The organism is Halovenus rubra (genome assembly GCF_026586665.1).
GTDB classification, from domain to species: domain Archaea; phylum Halobacteriota; class Halobacteria; order Halobacteriales; family Haloarculaceae; genus Halovenus; species Halovenus rubra.
On sequence record NZ_JAODIY010000004.1, the window covers coordinates 323,149 to 340,823 of the forward strand.

The following is a 17,675-nucleotide window of genomic DNA, read 5'->3' on the forward strand; positions in this document are numbered from 1 at the left end:
CCGAACCGGGTTCGATAACTATATGTATGAAAATCCTCGTGACAGTATCCGAGGTCGCAGAGGCCGACGACGAGTTCGAAATTGACGGCCTCAGCATCGACGACCGGTACCTGACTTACGATCTCAACGAGTGGGATGACTACGCCATCGAGGAGGCAGTCCAGATTAGCGAATCCCGCGACGACGTGGAGGTTGTCACAGTCACTATTGGTCCGGAACGAGCCGAGGAGACAATCAGGCAAGGACTCGCAAAGGGGGCTGACCGCGCGGTCCGCGTGTGGGACGATTCCATTGAGGGGTCTGACCTGCTCGATTCCAATACGAAAGGCGAACTCCTCGCGGCCGTGGCCGAGGAAGAAGAACCTGACCTCATTCTCGCAGGTGTCCAGAGTGGTGACATGGCCTTTGCCTCGACGGGCGTTGCTCTGGCTTCGACGCTTGGGTATGAGTGGGGTGCTGTTGTCAACAACCTCGAACTTGACGGGGACATGGCAAACGTCCACCGTGAACTCGAAGGTGGGGTCGAAGAACTAACCGAGGTTGAGTTGCCTGCTGTACTGACTATCCAGACAGGTATCAACGAACCACGGTATGCCAGCCTTCGGGGTATCCGACAGGCCCAATCGAAACCGCTCGACGTGAAGGCACCCGAAGACCTCGGTGTCGAACTCGGCGAGTCTGTTCTCTCGCTTACGTCGCTTGAGGAACCTGAAACCGAGAGCAACGTGGAGCTTTTCGAGGGAGGAGCTGAAGATTCAGCCGGACAGCTTGCTAATCTGCTCCGCGAGAAGGGGGTAGACGCATGAGTGATATTCTTGCAGTCACGGATCACCGCCGTGGTGATCTCCGTGAGGTGAGTTTTGAGACAATTACAGCTGGCCGCGAGTTGGCTGATACCACAGGTGGGGACCTCCATCTAGCAGTCATCAACGGCGACGTTGAGTCGTTTGCCGAGTCGGTCAACCGAGACGGTGTCGATGTGATACATACGGTTGAACACGGTGACGACTTCAACCACAACGTGTACACGCAGGCACTAGAACAACTCTCAACCGATATCGACCCCAAGTACGTCGTTGCACCACACTCCGTCAATGGTCTCGACTACGCCCCAGCGGTCGCACAGCGACTCGATTACCCACTTATTACTGACGCAATTGGCTTTGACGCTGCTGATAGCCTGACAGTCACTAGGGAACTGTACAACGGTAAGACCGAAGCAGGTGTTTCCGTAGCAGAGGACAACGCGTTTCTGACTATCCGGCCCGGTGAGTGGGAACCTGCAGAGGGCGATGGTAGTGCAACTATCGATGCGTTTGATGCAGCTATCGACGAGGCAGATGTTGGTTCGACCGTTACTGGGTTCGAGGAAGTCGGATCCGGTGATGTTGACATCTCGGAAGCGGATGTACTCGTATCGGTCGGTCGTGGTATCGAGGACGAAGACAACCTCGATCTCATCTTTGACCTTGCCGATGCGCTTGATGCAACCGTGTCGTCGTCTCGTCCGATTGTCGACAACGGCTGGCTTCCACAGGACCGACAAGTTGGTCAGTCCGGGAAGTCCGTAACACCTGAGGTGTATCTTGCAATCGGTATCTCCGGTGCAGTCCAGCACGTTGCTGGCATGAAAAGTGCAGAGACAATTATTGCTGTTAACAACGACCCCAGCGCGCCGATTTACGACCTCGCTGATTACGGTATTGTCGACGACCTCTTCGACGTTGTGCCAGCACTCACTGAAGAATTCCAGTAACGCTACGCCCTCGGCTTCTGTTATCGTCGTTCGGCTAGTTCTTCTCGAAGGTCGGCGACAGTCATATCATGCATCGCGAGCAAAACGAGCATATGATAGACGATGTCGGCTGCCTCGTGAGCGAGTTCGTCGTCGTCGCCGTCTTTGGCCGCGAGTACGAGTTCCGTACTTTCTTCACCCAGCTTTTCGAGCACTGCGTTTTCGCCTTTCTCGTGTGTGAACAGTGAGGCCGTGTAGGAGTCGTCGGGTACGTTCTCTTTCCGGTCCTCGATAACCGAAAACAGTTCATCGAGAACATCATCGTCGCTGTTCATGTACCGTGTTTGCTGTGGGAGTCATTTATGTCGTCGGTTACGTGGCTGCCGACCATGACCAGCATCAGGGTACCGAAAGAACGGTATCGTCTTCAAAGAACGCAAGGTCGTGAATGCGCGAGTCCGCTGTCAGTTCTGGGTGAAACGCGGTTCCGACGAGTGGACCCTGACGCACGGCGACTGGACGTCCGTCCCACTCTGCGAGTATTTCGACATCGTCACTGACACGTTCGATTGCGGGTGCACGAATAAAGACAGATGGAAACGGTTCTGCCAAACCCGCCACCGAAAGCGGTGCCTCGAAACTATCACGCTGCCGTCCAAACGCATTGCGTTCAACTTCTACATCGAGGAGGTCAACTGTCTCAACACGGTCATCGCCAGAGTCACTACTGACGAGAATCAGTCCTGCACAGGTTGCCAAGATTGGCTTACCAGCCTCCGTGTGTGCTATCAGTTCCTCTGCAATGCCCTCGCGATGGACAAGCCGTGATATCGTCGTTGACTCGCCCCCCGGCAAGAGCAACACGTCACACTCCGGAACGATACCGGCGGTACGAACTTCCTTGATATTCGTGTCGAATCCGTGGGTCTCTGCTGCACGCTCGATTGCCCGGGCATGCTCTGAGACATCACCCTGCACTGCAACGACGCCTGCTGTAACAGTCATACCCATCCTAAGTGCTACCTGGGGAAAAAACGTCGCGGTTGGCTGAAAAGCTGCCTCCAGTTGCTGTTTCTTGTTCTCTTTGGCGCAGTCAGGAAAAGCCGCGTCAGTCGTCGTCGGTCTGCTCGTGGTTGACTCGACTGTCGTCTGGTGGGCTTTGGTAAATCATTCCTCGACTTGGACTATGTTGTGCCATACTGCTTCTGAATAGTTTGAAAGATATAACATTGTTCCTTATATTTCCTATTATAGTCGCAAGAATATCCACACAATACGGCTGAGAAATAGAAGAATGTCCACTCTGTCGTTAGCTTGAGATGACCGCTCGGGCAGCAAATAGAATATTCTCTTTGCGCTCACGGACGCGCCGGTAAAAGTACGAGAACCACTTGCTCCCGTACGGAATATACTGATAGACGCTGATGTCTTCTTTTGACAGGTCAACCTGTGCACTTTCGCGGACGCCCATCAGCATTTGCACCTCGTAATCTGTCTCGTACTCGTCGTGAAGCTCACGAGCGTGGGCAATCATTGCTGGGTCGTGGCTTCCGACGCCGATACCACCTTCGAACTCTTGGAACATATATTCGAGCAGGTCGCGGTAGACGGCGTCGACGGTCTCTTTGTCTTTGTGTGCAATCTCAGCCGGCTCGTCGTAGGCTCCTTTGACTAGCCTGACCTTTCCCGGCAAGTCAGCCAGTCGTTTGAGGTCGTCTCCGGTACGCTTGAGGTTTGCTTGGATACAGACGCCGACGTTTCCGTCCGTCTCGTGAGCAAATCGCTCGTACGCATCGAGTGTCGTGTCGGTCGTCGTGTGGTCTTCCATATCAATCCAGACGAAACAGTCTGCTGCGTTGATGATTCGTTCGAGATTGCTCTCGAACACATCGGCACTGATATCGATACCGAGCTGGCTGGGTTTGACCGAGATACAGGCATTGACATCGCGTGAGTCAATCATCCGGGCGAGCCTGACGTACTCATCGGTGTCACCTTCTGCGTCTGCAGGGTCTTCGTAGTGTTCACCGAGCAAGTTGAGAATACCCGCTACGTCGTCATCATTAATCTCCTCAATATGGGAAAGGGCCTCTGTTGGTGTCTCCCCGGCAACGAAGTTATTTGCAATCGGCGGTATCATAGTTTCGACTCTGGACCGTCGGGACTTGAAGCCTACTATTTTGATAATAACAGACCGCGACCGAGAACCGAATCTTTCAGTGAACGCAAACTGTTGTTTCGCTATTCGACGATAACCGCGCCAAGCTGTCCGACTGCCGAATGTGGCTGACATTCATAGAGGACAACACCCGACTCCTCGAAGGTATAACTCCAGGTGAACCCTTCGCCCTCGATACCGGAGTCGAAATCGGCTCCCTCGGTAGCCGCGACGGAGTGCCCGGCTGAGACCCATTCCCAGGTAACTTCAGTGCCCGAATCGACACGTATTGCACTTGGACCAAAGGCGTAATTGGGTTCATTAACACCGTTTTCAACAGAAACCGAATCTTGTCCGGTCATATCTTTGATGGAGCCATCGTACCCGTTAGCGTCTGCGAGGTACTCATCAACCCGGCTTGCAGCTTCGCCACCGTCTCCACCCGAGTCACTCCCGTCACCACCCGAGTCAGACTCACCTTCGACAACAACTGCACCGAGTTGCCCGAGTGCTGCGTGTGGCTGACATTCATAGAGCACAACACCGGGCTCGTCGAAGGTGTAACTCCAGGTGAACCCTTCGTTCTCGATACCGGAGTCGAAGTCTCCGCCTTCGACTGCTCTTACACTGTGACCGTCTGACGCCCACTCCCACGTAATCTCTGTCCCAACATCAACGCGGACAGCGGCAGGGCCAAACTCGTAATTCGGTTCATTAGCCCCGTTTTCGATAGTAATTGACCCCTGACCAGTCATATCTTTGATAGAGCCGTCGTACCCGTTAGCGTCTGCGAGGTACTCATCAACCTGGCTTGCAGCTTCGCCACCGTCTCCACCCGAGTCAGATTCACCCTCGACGACAACTGCACCGAGTTGCCCGACTGCTGCGTGTGGCTGACATTCATAGAGCACAACACCGGGCTCGTCGAAGGTGTAACTCCAGGTGAACCCTTCGTTCTCGATACCGGAGTCGAAGTCTCCGCCTTCGACTGCTCTTACACTGTGACCGTCTGACGCCCACTCCCACGTAATCTCTGTCCCAACATCAACGCGGACAGCGGCAGGGCCAAACTCGTAATTCGGTTCATTAGCCCCGTTTTCGATAGTAATTGACCCCTGACCAGTCATATCTTTGATGGAGCCGTCGTACCCGTTAGCGTCTGCGAGGTACTCATCAACCTGACTTTTAGCTCCGTTGCTCCCACCACCACCACCACTGCCACCGTCTCCGACAATAATTGCTCCTATCTGCCCGACTGCTGCGTGTGGCTGACATTCATAGAGCACAACACCGGACTCCTCGAACGTGTTGCTCCACGTGAACCCTTCGTTCTCGATACCGGAGTCGAAGTCCCCGCCTTCGACTGCTCTCACACTGTGACCGTCTGACGCCCACTCCCACGTAATCTCTGTCCCAACATCAACGCGGACAGCGGCAGGGCCAAACTCGTATTCCGGTTCATTAGCCCCATTTTCGATAGTAATCGAATCCTGTCCGGTCATGTCTTTGATCGATCCATCGTACCCGTTAGCACTATTCTCAGTGAGGTACTCATCGACCATGGTGGCGGGGTCAGTCCCGCCGTCATCCCCTTCGCCATTGGATTCGCTTTCTTCGCTCGGGTCTGTCGTCCCGGGCACTCCTTGTGTATCTGCAAATGGACCGATACAGCCTGCGAGGCCGAGTGATAATCCTGCGGCGCCCGCTTTCAGTATTTTTCGTCTGTCTCTATCAAAGTCCGTCATTTATCTGGTCATTCCGAGATTACTGTGGGGTCCGATTGAATGCTTCGGTTTTCCTCGCGATATGAGAATGGTGTCTGCCGGCCTGGGAAGCTAGTTCCTGCTTATTTTTCTGCCTGGTCGACCGACGAATCGCGCTGTGGGTTTGAGGGGTGATACTCGGTATCGTACTCCCCTACCTGACCGTCGAGTCTATCAGGATTGATTCGCCCGCTCAACAACATGAAATCAAGAATGACAAGCCGAAGCATTGCCTCGACTACTGGAACTGCGCGCGGCATCAGCACCGGGTCGTGACGCCCCACAACCTGTATGTCCTCCTGTTTGCCGGTTTCCCAGTTCACGGTCGTCTGTTGTTTGGGAATACTCGTCGGTGCGTGCCAGGTCGCTTCGCCGTATATCGGTTCGCCCGTCGTAATTCCGCCTTGTAGTCCTCCGTGGTCGTTCCCTTCGGGTACCGGGTCGCCTTCCTCGCTGACTGTCTCAGGGTGTGACTCGCCATCGTCGAGCTCCCAATCTTCGTTTCGCTCGCTTCCTCGCATCGTTCGGGTGTCCCGGCCAACACCAAACTGGAACCCACTGGTCGCCGGAATCGAAAAGAGTGCCTGCCCAAGCCGGGCTGGAAACGAGTCAAACCGTGGTGCGCCCAGACCCCGCGGGACACCACGACACTCAAAGTAGACTGCGCCACCGATGGAGTCGCCATTTTCCTGGTATTCGTCGATTCGCTCGCGCATCTTTTCTGCTGTCTCTGGATGGGCACACCGAACCTCGTTGTCTTCAGTGTGTTCACGCATCTCCTCAAAGCTAACTTCCGGTGCCTTGATGTCTCCAACCTGGCTCACGTGTGCTTTGACTGTCACATCGTACTCACTTTGGTCGAGTACCTGTTTTGCCACAGCACCTGCTGCAACCCAATTGGCAGTCTCCCGCGCCGAAGAGCGACCACCACCGCCCCAGTTACGTGTTCCAAACTTTGCTGAATAGGTAAAATCGCCATGTGAAGGCCGGGGTGCCGTAACGAAGGGCTTGTACTTGCCCGACCGAGCATCCTTGTTTTGAATAACCATCCCGAGTGGCGTCCCTGTCGTATAACCGTCTTGTAGACCGGAGTTTATCGTTACTTTGTCAGGTTCCCCCCGCGAGGTCGTTATCATCGATTGCCCCGGTTTTCGCCTATCGAGTTCCGCTTGGATAGCATCTGCGTCAAGTTCGACGCCTGCTGGACAACCGGATACTGTACAGCCCATCGCCTCCCCGTGTGACTCCCCGTACGTCGTTACTTCGAAGAGTCGACCAAAGCTGTTCCCGTTCATTTGCTGATATTCGGGAACGCTCGCTTTAAAATATCACGTCCGCGGAAAAGCCCACTACTGTTTTTACTCTTCACCAAGCAGTTCGTCCACAATAACGTCGGGCTCAAATCGGTCGATATCGTCGTAGTCTTGTCCTGTTCCGAGGAAGAGGATTGGTTTACCGGTCACGTATGCAACAGAGATAGCTGCACCGCCTTGCTGGTCGGCGTCTGCTTTCGTAAGGATGCTCCCATCAACCGACGCGGCGTCATCGAACTCTCTCGCGCGGTTGACGGCATCCTGCCCGGCTACCGCTTCATCGACGAACAGCGTCATATCAGGGTCGATGACGCGGTCTATTTTCTCTAGTTGGTCCATCAGTCCCTCGTTGGTGTGGAGACGGCCTGCTGTGTCGCCAAGCACTACATCCACGTCATTTGCCTTCGCGTACTCGACTGCATCGTAAATGACTGCTGCGGGGTCAGACCCTTGCTCGTGAGAAATAATTCTCTTGTCAAGATTATCGGCGTGCTGTTCGAGTTGCTCGTTCGCGCCGGCCCGGAACGTATCTCCGTTAGCCAGCACAGATGAGAGCCCCTGCTCCTCAAAGTACTGCGACAGTTTCGCAATCGTGGTCGTCTTTCCGACACCGTTTACACCGGTAAAGATGATAACGACTGGCTTGTCGGCTGACTGGACGCGCTCGTTGAAATTGAACTGCCCGACACTGATGACATCGTACAGTGACTCTCTTAGCGCATCTTGGACCATGTTCCCGGTACTAGAGAGTCGTCGTCGGGTATCCCCAACGAGGTTCTCTTTTACGCCATCCAGAATCTCTTGAGCAACTTCCATCTCAACATCGCTGCCCAGCAGTGCAAACTCTAACTCTTCGAGGTGTGAGTCGAGATCACTCTCGTCGATGACCGTCTTCCCGGTCGCCAGTAGCTTTGCGCGCTGCCCTAGGCCACGGCCACCGTCGTCGTCAGACGACTCTTTTTGTTCGTCCTTCGAATCGGCCTCGGATTTGACATCGGATTCTTCTGGCTCTGTCTCGTCCGATTCTGTCACTTCGGTCGTGGTGTCTGGCTCTTGTTGTTCGGGAGGCTGTTCAGTTGCGTCTGTCTGGGACTCGACTGCGTCGTCCTCGCCGAGTTCCTCGTCTTCGGCCTCCGCATTGCTCTCACCTTCGGTTTCAGCCGCGCTCTCAGCCTCGACATCATCCTCAGCGTCTTCAGTGAAACTACTCAGTTTGTTTTTGAGTCCGTCAAACATGGCGACAGCTTATTCGTCGGGCTGCTGTTGCTGCATCTGCTGCATCTGTTGTTGTTGCATCTGCTGGGCTTGCTGTTCAAGCTGATCAGCTTCGCTTTCTAGCTCGGAGATGTCGGACCGAAGCTCTTCGATACGGTCGTCGAGAGTCTCTTTTTTCGACTCAAGCGAGCTGATTGCGCCTTCGCTGTCGCGCTGTGCGGAGTAATCTGCACCAAGGTCAACGATAATCTCGTCGATGTTCGCGATCTCTGCGCTGACGAATGCGCCACCGCCAAGGGGTACCTTCACCGTCGAGCCGGACTCTAGGCCTTCGATTGCCTCGATAGCATCGTCGACTTCACCTTTTTCGGTCTGCAGGTCGGAAATCTCATTCTGGATAACTTCCTGCTCCTGCTCGATTTCTTCGATTGCCTGTGCGATTTCTTGAAGCTGGCCGCCGCCACCGCCGCCACCGCCACCACCGAGGCTCATTGTGCCACCTCTTCGACTTCGACCTGTGGGCGTTTGAGGCCGTGTTTCGAGCCGAACTCTGCGTAGACGTGCTCGACCGCGACGTCTTCGTTCTCGGCGTTAAGTTCCTTCTCGAAAGTCTGCCAGCCATCGCGGGCCTGCCAGCGCCCACTGACCGTGTATTCACTCATACTCTCTGGTCCGATACGTAGCCGGAAGAATCTTGCTACTTGAATGCCCGCCGGTGACCGCAATACATATATCCCACACTCCAAAACAGCAATCACTGTTGAACAGGGTCTCCAGGTCGCCCGGCCACATCTAAGCGGCGGCGACCGGCTGGCCGGCTGTGGGTGTCTCTCCAAGGGGGCCGTGCAACGGTTTCCCGGGTGACATTACGCTTTCGGTCACTGACTCGCGTGCCCTTCTGTAGCTATTATGCCGCGAGTCAAATCTAGAACACAATCTAGGGACTGTGATTCGTGGCGTTTTGCTGAGGGCAGGCAAGTCCAGCATACAGACTGTCCAGCCATGTACGCCCCAAATCAATGCAGTTCATCACACGACATCGATTGTATCGTCTCTCAAGTACTTGCAGACGGACACACACACCGCCACTGCCGCTTTGCTCCTCGGATGGGGGGTGGAAGCAATGACTCACGTACCGCGGTCTCTCTCGCTAGAGTCGAAGGTTCCGGAGGGACCAGACAGATACCAGTTCAGTACTGTCGACGGACTGCACTCATCCGATTCGTTTCGTGAACCCGAACTCCTGTTGCTCGAAACGCTGTGGGAGCGTTCGCTCGGAGACATGCTCGTCGTTCAGGGGAACTACGGTGTCATCCCGAGCGTTCTCGGCGCCACGGCGACGACCATTACGATGACCGAGACGAGTGCCCGGGCCGCCCGTCTCGCCGAAAAGAACATCGACCGAAACGGTGCGTCCGCTGACGTGTCTCTGGTCGTTTCTCCCGCCGATATCGACGCCACGTTTGATACCGTCTGCTACGCACCAAAACCCTACACACCCCTCGAAGTTGGGAAACAAAACATCATCGACGCGCTCTCGTGCCTCCGAGATGGGGGACGGATCTACGTCGCTGGGGACAGGTCGGCGGGCATCGAGCGGTACGAAACGTGTCTGAACGAACACGCGCCTCGGGTCCGAACAGTGCGCCAGGAGGGGGGCTGTCGCGTTGTCGAGGCGACCAGACCAGGAGAGGTCGACGCACCCGAGTTCGTCACGTCTCGGACAATCACCTCCCGCGTCGACGGTGTCGACCTGACAATGGTCACCGAAGCGGGGCTGTTCTCGACAGGAAAACTCGATGACGGAACGCGACTCCTCCTTGAAACAGCAACCGTCGAGGACGGCGAGACGGTGCTGGACCTCGCTTGCGGCTACGGTCCGGTTGGCACGTACGCCGCAGTCACTGCCGATGCCGACGTGATACTCACCGACGAAAACCTGCGAGCAACTAATTGTGCCGAAGCAACACTGGATTCCGTTGGCGTCGACGGTCGGGTTGTCACCGCGGATTGTCTCAGAGGCGTCGAGGACACGGTCGACCGCATCCTGTGTAACCCGCCGACGCACGCCGGTAGCGGCGTTCTTTCTGACCTGTTTGCTGGCGCGCAACGAGTTCTCGCGGCTGGCGGAACTCTTTGGGCCGTTCACCACCGCTCACTGGACCTTGACGAGTATCTGGAACAGGCTGGCCGCATTGTCGGCCGGGAGACAGGTCCTGAACACACTGTCGTATCGGTGCGCTCGGAGTAGGTTTACAGGTCGAGTCGGCCGACGGCTTCCAGAATCTGCTCCGTATAGAACTCTGCCTCGTACTCCGAGAGCTCTCCGAGCTCGACCATGCCACCGACAATCTCTGTCAGTGTCTCGACCCTGAAGAGCGGTTCGCTGTCCGCAAACCTGTCGTCAAGAGAACGAATCTCACGATAGCCGTCGTAGAATTTCTCCCGGACTTCCCAGTCGACACAGGGGTCGTGCATCCAGAAGGCGTTTGCCGCTTTGACAAGGTCGCGGCGGCCGTGCCCGGCGATTGCTCTATCGAAATCGAGGATGCCGGTAATCTCGTTGTCCCGGTAGAGGATGTTATCGGGGCTGTAGTCGTTGTGACAGAGCACTGGCGACCCCCCGCCCGGGAGATCCTCTTTCAGAGGATCGACAAGATTTGCTACGCGTTTGCCCGCGGGTTCAAGGCCGTTCTGTTCAAGGAGTGTCGAATACTGTCGTACTCTCTCGACGATTTGTCTCCTCTGAGTACCTTCTTCGAACTGACGAACGGTCAGGTCCTCATCCTCGAACCCTATCCATCCGGTCGTCTCGAACGTCCAAGTGTCGTGTATGCGTGCCAGATATCGGCCTGCAGCGAGAACTCGCTCCGGCGAAATGTTGTCTTTGGCCGACTCGCCAGGGAGTTTCTCCACGATGCTGTAGGTGTCACTATCGTGGTCCCGGATTTGCTCGGTCACCACATCCGGAACGGGTATCCTGGAGTCCTGGAGATGTTGGTAGAGTTGAAGGCCACGACGAAGCTCGTTCCGTCGTTCCCCAGCAGGGGAAACTTGCAGGACGTAGGCTTCATCCTCGTATTCCAGTTCGTACGTCTCGTGGAGCAAGCCCTCGGGAACCGTCGAGATACTGGCTAGCCTCGCGCCCAGTTCTGTCTCAGCAATTCGTCCAATGTACTCGTCGTCCACTCGGTCACTCTCCTGAACGGTCAATCGCAGAGGGTTTAGTTCCTGGGCCGCTATCGGGCGGTAATGAGCAAGCCAAGCCCCGAGGTCTACGAAGAGGGCAAGGGCATGGACGCCCACAACCAAGCGATGCGAGAGATTCGCTCTCGCAAAGACGAGAGCTACGACCCGACTGAGCCCACGCGGGTCTGGCTCGACGAGGACAACACACCTGACGGTGTCTACAATTCCCTTACCATCATTCTCAACACTGGCGGTTGTCGGTGGGCGCGTGCGGGTGGCTGTACGATGTGTGGCTACGTCGCCGAGAGTGTCGAGGGTGGTACGGTTGCCCACGAAGACCTTATGACACAGGTCCAGAAGTGTCTCGACCACGAAGCAGACAATGCCGATGAACCAGCAGGCCAAATAAAAATCTACACATCCGGCTCGTTCCTCGACGAACGTGAGGTGCCCGCAGAGACACGCAAGGCTATCGCTGAGACATTTGCTGACCGAGACCGCATGGTTGTCGAGTCATTACCCGATTTTGTCGACCGCGAGAAGATTACCGATTTCACTGACCACGGTGTCGAAACTGACGTCGCAATCGGACTGGAGACGGCCACCGACCGGGTACGGCATGACTGTGTGAATAAGTACTTCGACTTTGCTGAGTTCGAGCGCGCAGCCGAAGCCGCCGTTGCCTGTGGTGCTGGAATCAAAGCATATCTCCTGATGAAACCTGCGTTCCTCTCGGAGTCGGAGGCGCTTGAAGACATGGTTAGCTCTGTCAAGCGCTGTGGTGCTGTCGACGGCTGTCATACTGTCTCGATGAATCCCTGTAACATCCAGCGCCACACGATGGTTGAAGACCTTTATTTCGGTGATGGCTACCGCCCACCGTGGCTCTGGAGTGTCGCCGAAGTGCTTGATCGGACGGCTACAGAGGACGTAATTGTCGTTTCAGACCCCGTTGGCCACGGAAGCGACCGTGGCCCGCACAACTGCGGTGAGTGTGATGATCGCGTCCAACGTGCAATCAAGGACTTCAATCTCCGGCAGGACCCCACAGTGTTCGAGCAGGTCTCTTGTGACTGTGAGGCGACTTGGGAAGCCGTCCAAGAACGTGAGCGAAGCTACTCGATGCCGCTTGCGCGCTGATTGTCTCCTTCTCGTGTTGTATGCAGTGACGATTTCTCCTGTTCTTTCTAACAGATGCCTACCACAGACTCCGTTGCCAGATTCGGAACACAGCAGTTGTCTGTTCCGAAATATCTTCTCGTGGGGCTTGCCTGTGTAACTAGATTAAACCCCTGTTTGTGCCACCTAAATCGTTAATACGTGATGTGGCGATAGTGGCCGTATGGACCGGCGCAGTTACCTTGGCAAGTGTGGTGTTGGGACCCTTGCCTTTTGCTCGGGATGTGTGACCGTTCTCCGAGACGGATTTACTGACAACTCCACTTCCGGCGAGGATACTCTGCCGTCGTCGTGTCCTGACCCGAATGCTGATGTTGGATATCGATGTGGTGGTGGTGCTCCGATTTCTGCTAGTGAGCGTTTCGACGATGATGACGAAGTGCGCGTCAACGAGAATGGAACCGTCGATTTTGTTGTCGGATACGTTGGAGGCGAACCCAAGTACAAGTCCCACGCGTTCGAAGACTGGGGACGATTGGTCGCAGCGGATGTCGGTGGACAGGCTGCTATCGAGACCGTACGTACGACGCTTGACAATACGAGTGGGCTGGCATCCGGAATCGGGGGACCGGGTCCCCGTACAGGCGCTCAGTTCACTGTGTACATCGGCGAAACGGCGGAAGATACTCCTGACCCTGTACATTTCGATACTGTGGTCAATACCGCACCTGCGTTCGTCAAGACAACAATCTGGCTCAAGGAGTACGAGTACTACGATGACATTCCAGTGTATGTGGATACCACCAAGTATCGTAGTCATGACGCCAAGTGATAGCCTTCCACTTTTTGGCCCGCTGACACTGCTGTTCGCAACCACCCTGACCGAACCACCGATGATATTAGGCCGTTTCCAAAGAAAGATACTCGCCCACGCCAAACAGTAGGGTATCCGTGACGAACACGCAGGTTACCCATATCCAGATAGATAACTACGGTCCATGGACTGTGACACCGGAGCCCCGACGCGAAGTTGACCTTCAGACGCTCCAGTCTCGGCTATACGCGGACCTGTCGCAACTCTTTGGCAACCGGAATGGTTACGTCTTTTTCACCCGGTTCGACAACATGATTGCCGTCTCGAACGGCGTTGACATGGATGCCCACGCGCTCATTCAGGAGTCTGTGTCGAACCGTTATCCTGTGACGATGAGCCTCGGTGTTGCAACCGGACGGAGTCCGGTCACTGCTCTTGGGACAGCAACGGAACTGCTTCAGGAGGAAGGAAGTGCACAAGACAAACACCGACGGGAGATACTCAAAGGGCGGGTTATCGACGAGGAGTTTCGACAGCCCGATGACGTGCAGTTAGCTCATTTCGATGTTGATAACGCGACCGAGAAATACACCGACCAACTCAACGAGTTTGATACGTTTATCAACATTGAGCAAGGCTACGCCGAACTGATGAAGTATATGCGCCACGAACATAACTCGCTCTCGTTTTTTGTCGGCGGTGACAACATCATTGCCGTCTGTCCTGAGCTTGGGAACGACGCCTATCAAGATGCTGTAGACCACGTCAGTGAGACAGTCAATGTACAGCTCAAGGTCGGCGTCGGTCAGGGCAAAAATCCTGCTGATGCAGGAATGGATGCAAAGCACGCACTAGAGAGTTGTCGTGCAACTGGGGAGACAGTTGAACTAGATTTCTAGTGACTACCCGATCGCAACCTAAACGCAAGAAACAGTAAATACAGGTTCCAACTACTATGCTACGTGTGGTATAGGTATAAACGTACTGTAGGTATCTTTTTGCCCCAGTATGTCAAATAGTACCATATATGAATAGGGATGTGACGGTTCAGGACGTAATGGACCGAGAATATGTTGGGGTTAGCGAGTCAGATGGGTTGGTCGAGACTGTTGAGTTACTGTTGCGAAACGACGTGGATGCAGCCGTCGTCCAGCGGGGGAGCGAACACATCGGTGTCCTGACTCACGAAGACGTACTTGCGTTGCTCGTAGAGGGGCCGGACCCTGCGGAGGCGGCTGTTAGCGATGCGATGACTGAAAGCGTCCCGAGTGTGTCGCCGGGGGTGGACATCGCTGTCGCAGCGGACAGAATGTCTACACAAGAGTCTGGTCGACTTGTCGTAACCAACGGTACTGAACCGCTTGGAATCGTCTCTGAGCGCGACCTGCTTGCGACACATACCATGGATACGGCAACTGAGAACACTGAGGAAGCACAAGTGCTTGTCGGACGAGAGAGTGACACAGAGCCAGAAACTGCCGATGACACAAACGGCGGGTTTCAAGACCAAAGTATCTGTGAAGGTTGTGGAACATTTGCCAGCGACCTTACGGTATTTAATGGTCAGCTTCTGTGCTCAGACTGCCGAGCGATATAAGGACTCGCGGTGGGTAGCAGTGACCACAGTGCAATAGAGGTTCCCAATGGACGTATTCAATCCCTCACTCTCTGTGGCGGACCAACTCGTGGAAATGTGGCTCTCGCTGGCGGAGGGCCAACGTCGGTTTGAATCGCACCTTCTTGTCGACAAGAATCAGGCGCGAATCCGTGAATCAGTCTGTAACCATATCGCCACCGAACGGCTGCTGGTCGCACAAGCCGACGAAATCTGTGGGTTTGTCATGTTTACTGTCGAGGTTGGCGGATACGAACAGGATGTTCGCCGTGGCATCGTCGAAAATATCTACGTTGAGCCAGCGTACCGAGACGAGGGCGTCGGTGGGCGGTTGTTACACGAGGCAGAACAAGAACTTGGCCAACAGGGTGTCGATGTAATCGCACTTGAGGTTATGGCAAAAAACGAAGCCGGGAGACGGTTCTACCGACAACAGAACTACGAACCACACCGCGTAGAGCTCGAAAAGACAATCAAAGACGGTGAGAGACAATAATCACGGCAATAGGAGTCTTCATTACGGAACAAACGCCACGCTCTTGTGAATAGTTCACACAGCCGACGAAAAGCGATACACACTCAAAGGGCGACCCTCAACAGAAAAATGCGCCAGGGGAGCTTGGGTGGTTCAAGCACCCGACTTGTAATCGGGAGTACGTGGGTTCAAATCCCACCCCTGGCTTAACGTTCTCAGTTCAAAGCTCTCGACGACGAACAGATCTATAGCAGTACTGGATATCGTTGCTTTCTCCCGTCTTTTCGCCCTCGGCTGGACCACGGTCAGGTTCGTTTTAGTCTGGTGCGCTCTCGTGTGGGCTGCTGTGCGGGCGTCATGGCACGCATATCACACAGGAACAGTTCTCCTTCACCAATTCGGAAACTATCTCTCTGAGTTTTCGAGTCGGCGATGAATCTGGCCGGCACGCTCTGGGTTTTCGATTACGATATCCTCCTCGGTTACGAGTATCGACGATAACCCGGTTTCGTCGCGGTGAATACTGCGAACACGCTCTTCGACGGTTGTCTCCCAGCTGTCTCGCCCTGTGACCGACCAAAATCCAGGAAATACTCGTGGCTGTGCTACGTCAAGAAGTGACTCTATACTCCCGGACAGCGACTACTAAAGGATGAGACAGAGCTGAGCTGTTGTGAGATTCGGTACCAAGTTCCATGCACTGCACGAATATAAAGCAAAACATTAATACACCAAAGTAATATAACAGAGGATGCATGCCAACACTAAACTTCGAACCGCTAACGTACCAAGACATTCCTGATGCAAAGCGTCCGAGTCTGTTACAGGCGTTTGTCCCTATCCTCGGTGTTATCTTGTTCCTTGGAATCGGATCCGGCTACCTGAAACTAGCACCACATGGGCCGCTTCTTTGGAGTATTGTGCTGACTGGTGCGGTCGGTAAATACTGGCTCGGCTACTCGTGGGATGATCTCTATAATGGTCTCGCGGATAGCCTATTGATGGGACTACAAGCAATCCTTATTCTGTTCGTGATTTACGCACTCATCTCGACTTGGATTAGTGCCGGAACAATTCCTGGGCTCATGTACTACGGGCTGGAGGTATTGACTCCCAATGTCTTTCTCCCAGCGACAGCGCTGCTTTCGATGGCCGTTGCGTTTTCGGTCGGATCGTCATGGACGGCAGCGGGAACTCTTGGCGTCGCATTTATCGGCATCGGCTCGGGTCTCGGTATACCTGAACCGATGACGGCAGGTGCAATCCTTTCGGGTGCCTACGCGGGGGACAAGCAATCTCCCCTGTCAGATACGACAAACCTCGCGGCTGCAGTTACTAATACTGACCTCTACGATCACATCCGCGCGATGCGTAACGGGACTCTATTGGCGTTTGGTCTGTCAGTGCTTCTCTATGCGTGGCTGGGTCTGCAGGCTGGTGGAACGATTCCAGCCGGGCGCGTCGCTGAGATACAGACCGCCCTTAGCGGGACCTACGGCCTTTCGGGGCTAGTTTTCCTCCCGCTAATTGTTACCTTCGGACTGGCGCTTTACGGTGTCCCCGCACTTCCGACGCTGGTCGCTGGCGTCTTCGCTGGGGTCGTTACGACAATCCTTGTACAGGGTGCCACGTTCACCGCTGCATGGGATATCTTCCTCAACGGGACGGGTCCCGTTACTGACGTAAAGCTCGTCACAGATCTACTGGACAGCGATGGCCTTGCTGGGTCGGCCTGGACGATTTCGGTCGTGGTTGCAGCACTCTCTTTGGGCGGACTTCTAGAGCGAACTGGTGTTCTTGCAGTACTTGCACACGCGCTCGCATCGGCTATCCAAGGCCCGCGTAGTCTCGTCGTCGGAACTGGCGTCTCTGCAATCTTCGTCAACGCGTTCTCTGCCCAGCAATACATGAGTATTGTTGTCCCGGGGCTCACCCTTCGGAATCTCTACGACGAATACGGGCTAAACGGGGACGACCTATCACAGGCAATTGAAGCTGCAGGGACCCCAACTGGTGCGCTTTTCCCGTGGCACGCTGGCGCGGTCTACATGTCTGCTGCCTTCGGTGTGGGAACTGTTGAATACGTCCCGTACTATTTCTTTGCGTTCCTTTCACCACTCGTTTTATTTGCAACGACGCTTCTTGGTGGGCGGTACGGGGAAAGAACTGAGATTACTGCTGGTGAGTCATCGTCAGTGGCCGACGATTGACTACTCCCCGTCTAATCTACTCAACTGTACCCGAGCTCGCGTCTCTGAAACTCTGTCGTGTATGAATAA

Annotated in this window: 18 protein-coding genes and 1 tRNA gene; 10 read left to right on the top strand and 9 right to left on the bottom strand. The window is 54.9% G+C overall.

Features of this window, described 5'->3' with window-relative positions; translation table 11 throughout:
- Positions 1–26: 26 nt before the first annotated feature.
- Together N5098_RS03945 and N5098_RS03950 are read left to right on the top strand one after the other, a co-directional pair.
- A complete protein-coding gene (locus N5098_RS03945) occupies positions 27–806 on the top strand; it encodes an electron transfer flavoprotein subunit beta/FixA family protein (RefSeq protein WP_267636392.1) in 780 nt (259 codons plus the stop codon).
- Positions 803–1,756: an electron transfer flavoprotein subunit alpha/FixB family protein gene (locus N5098_RS03950; protein ID WP_267636394.1), complete on the top strand. Its 954-nt coding sequence runs from the start codon at positions 803–805 to the stop codon at positions 1,754–1,756. The genes N5098_RS03945 and N5098_RS03950 overlap by 4 nt, the downstream gene beginning before the upstream one ends.
- Before the next feature lie 20 nt (positions 1,757–1,776).
- On the opposite strand, the gene hisE is transcribed toward N5098_RS03950, so the two are convergent.
- From hisE to rpl18a, 8 genes are all read right to left on the bottom strand, one after another.
- The gene (gene hisE, locus N5098_RS03955) at positions 1,777–2,070 is read right to left on the bottom strand and encodes a phosphoribosyl-ATP diphosphatase (RefSeq protein ID WP_267636395.1); all 294 of its coding nucleotides are present in this window, start codon (positions 2,068–2,070) and stop codon (positions 1,777–1,779) included.
- 64 nt (positions 2,071–2,134) lie between these two features.
- Positions 2,135–2,740, bottom strand: coding sequence for a pyridoxal 5'-phosphate synthase glutaminase subunit PdxT (gene pdxT / locus N5098_RS03960; RefSeq protein ID WP_267636396.1), 606 nt, complete (start codon positions 2,738–2,740; stop codon positions 2,135–2,137).
- Positions 2,741–3,044: 304 nt separating this feature from the next.
- Positions 3,045–3,875, bottom strand: coding sequence for a proline dehydrogenase family protein (locus N5098_RS03965; RefSeq protein ID WP_267636397.1), 831 nt, complete (start codon positions 3,873–3,875; stop codon positions 3,045–3,047).
- Positions 3,876–3,976: 101 nt separating this feature from the next.
- Positions 3,977–5,638, bottom strand: a complete 1,662-nt coding sequence (locus N5098_RS03970; RefSeq protein WP_267636398.1) for a halocyanin domain-containing protein — start codon at positions 5,636–5,638, stop codon at positions 3,977–3,979.
- A gap of 101 nt (positions 5,639–5,739) precedes the next feature.
- Positions 5,740–6,951, bottom strand: coding sequence for a chorismate synthase (gene aroC, locus N5098_RS03975; RefSeq protein WP_267636399.1), 1,212 nt, complete (start codon positions 6,949–6,951; stop codon positions 5,740–5,742).
- Positions 6,952–7,014: 63 nt separating this feature from the next.
- Positions 7,015–8,205: a signal recognition particle-docking protein FtsY gene (gene ftsY / locus N5098_RS03980; RefSeq protein WP_267636400.1), complete on the bottom strand. Its 1,191-nt coding sequence runs from the start codon at positions 8,203–8,205 to the stop codon at positions 7,015–7,017.
- Positions 8,206–8,214: 9 nt separating this feature from the next.
- Entirely contained in the window at positions 8,215–8,676 is a 462-nt protein-coding gene (gene pfdA, locus N5098_RS03985) for a prefoldin subunit alpha (RefSeq protein WP_267636401.1), read from the bottom strand.
- A complete protein-coding gene (gene rpl18a, locus N5098_RS03990; RefSeq protein WP_267636402.1) occupies positions 8,673–8,846 on the bottom strand; it encodes a 50S ribosomal protein L18Ae in 174 nt (57 codons plus the stop codon). The genes pfdA and rpl18a overlap by 4 nt, the downstream gene beginning before the upstream one ends.
- A 461-nt stretch (positions 8,847–9,307) precedes the next feature.
- On the opposite strand from rpl18a, the gene N5098_RS03995 reads away from it, so the two are divergent.
- On the top strand, positions 9,308–10,435 hold the full coding sequence (locus N5098_RS03995) for a methyltransferase (protein WP_267636403.1): 1,128 nt from the start codon (positions 9,308–9,310) through the stop codon (positions 10,433–10,435).
- A gap of 2 nt (positions 10,436–10,437) precedes the next feature.
- Here the strand turns inward: N5098_RS03995 and N5098_RS04000 are convergent, their stop codons facing one another.
- Positions 10,438–11,373, bottom strand: coding sequence for a phosphotransferase (locus tag N5098_RS04000; protein WP_267636404.1), 936 nt, complete (start codon positions 11,371–11,373; stop codon positions 10,438–10,440).
- Positions 11,374–11,436: 63 nt separating this feature from the next.
- Between N5098_RS04000 and N5098_RS04005 the strand changes: the two genes are divergently transcribed.
- The 7 genes from N5098_RS04005 (at position 11,437) to arcD (ending at position 17,606) form a co-directional block, all read left to right on the top strand.
- The gene (locus N5098_RS04005) at positions 11,437–12,513 is read left to right on the top strand and encodes an archaeosine biosynthesis radical SAM protein RaSEA (protein WP_267636405.1); all 1,077 of its coding nucleotides are present in this window, start codon (positions 11,437–11,439) and stop codon (positions 12,511–12,513) included.
- Between the two features lie 202 nt (positions 12,514–12,715).
- On the top strand, positions 12,716–13,324 hold the full coding sequence (locus N5098_RS04010) for a hypothetical protein (protein ID WP_267636406.1): 609 nt from the start codon (positions 12,716–12,718) through the stop codon (positions 13,322–13,324).
- A gap of 119 nt (positions 13,325–13,443) precedes the next feature.
- A complete protein-coding gene (locus N5098_RS04015; protein ID WP_267636407.1) occupies positions 13,444–14,205 on the top strand; it encodes a GTP cyclohydrolase III in 762 nt (253 codons plus the stop codon).
- Between the two features lie 128 nt (positions 14,206–14,333).
- A complete protein-coding gene (locus tag N5098_RS04020; protein ID WP_267636408.1) occupies positions 14,334–14,903 on the top strand; it encodes a CBS domain-containing protein in 570 nt (189 codons plus the stop codon).
- A 46-nt stretch (positions 14,904–14,949) separates the two neighbouring features.
- Positions 14,950–15,417: a GNAT family N-acetyltransferase gene (locus N5098_RS04025; protein ID WP_267636409.1), complete on the top strand. Its 468-nt coding sequence runs from the start codon at positions 14,950–14,952 to the stop codon at positions 15,415–15,417.
- A gap of 112 nt (positions 15,418–15,529) precedes the next feature.
- Positions 15,530–15,603, top strand: a tRNA-Thr gene (locus tag N5098_RS04030).
- Positions 15,604–16,151: 548 nt separating this feature from the next.
- Positions 16,152–17,606 carry an arginine/ornithine antiporter ArcD gene (arcD, locus tag N5098_RS04035; protein ID WP_267636410.1) on the top strand — a complete coding sequence of 485 codons (1,455 nt, stop codon included), beginning with the start codon at positions 16,152–16,154 and terminating at the stop codon, positions 17,604–17,606.
- Positions 17,607–17,675 lie beyond the last annotated feature (69 nt).

Coding starts and splice junctions, on each gene's coding strand:
- N5098_RS03945 (WP_267636392.1), top strand. CDS start 27: ATGAAAATCCTCGTGACAGTATCCGAGGTCGCAGAGGCCGACGACGAG.
- N5098_RS03950 (WP_267636394.1), top strand. CDS start 803: ATGAGTGATATTCTTGCAGTCACGGATCACCGCCGTGGTGATCTCCGT.
- hisE (WP_267636395.1), bottom strand. CDS start 2,070: ATGAACAGCGACGATGATGTTCTCGATGAACTGTTTTCGGTTATCGAG.
- pdxT (WP_267636396.1), bottom strand. CDS start 2,740: ATGACTGTTACAGCAGGCGTCGTTGCAGTGCAGGGTGATGTCTCAGAG.
- N5098_RS03965 (WP_267636397.1), bottom strand. CDS start 3,875: ATGATACCGCCGATTGCAAATAACTTCGTTGCCGGGGAGACACCAACA.
- N5098_RS03970 (WP_267636398.1), bottom strand. CDS start 5,638: ATGACGGACTTTGATAGAGACAGACGAAAAATACTGAAAGCGGGCGCC.
- aroC (WP_267636399.1), bottom strand. CDS start 6,951: ATGAACGGGAACAGCTTTGGTCGACTCTTCGAAGTAACGACGTACGGG.
- ftsY (WP_267636400.1), bottom strand. CDS start 8,205: ATGTTTGACGGACTCAAAAACAAACTGAGTAGTTTCACTGAAGACGCT.
- pfdA (WP_267636401.1), bottom strand. CDS start 8,676: ATGAGCCTCGGTGGTGGCGGTGGCGGCGGTGGCGGCGGCCAGCTTCAA.
- rpl18a (WP_267636402.1), bottom strand. CDS start 8,846: ATGAGTGAATACACGGTCAGTGGGCGCTGGCAGGCCCGCGATGGCTGG.
- N5098_RS03995 (WP_267636403.1), top strand. CDS start 9,308: ATGACTCACGTACCGCGGTCTCTCTCGCTAGAGTCGAAGGTTCCGGAG.
- N5098_RS04005 (WP_267636405.1), top strand. CDS start 11,437: ATGAGCAAGCCAAGCCCCGAGGTCTACGAAGAGGGCAAGGGCATGGAC.
- N5098_RS04010 (WP_267636406.1), top strand. CDS start 12,716: ATGGACCGGCGCAGTTACCTTGGCAAGTGTGGTGTTGGGACCCTTGCC.
- N5098_RS04020 (WP_267636408.1), top strand. CDS start 14,334: ATGAATAGGGATGTGACGGTTCAGGACGTAATGGACCGAGAATATGTT.
- N5098_RS04025 (WP_267636409.1), top strand. CDS start 14,950: ATGGACGTATTCAATCCCTCACTCTCTGTGGCGGACCAACTCGTGGAA.
- arcD (WP_267636410.1), top strand. CDS start 16,152: ATGCCAACACTAAACTTCGAACCGCTAACGTACCAAGACATTCCTGAT.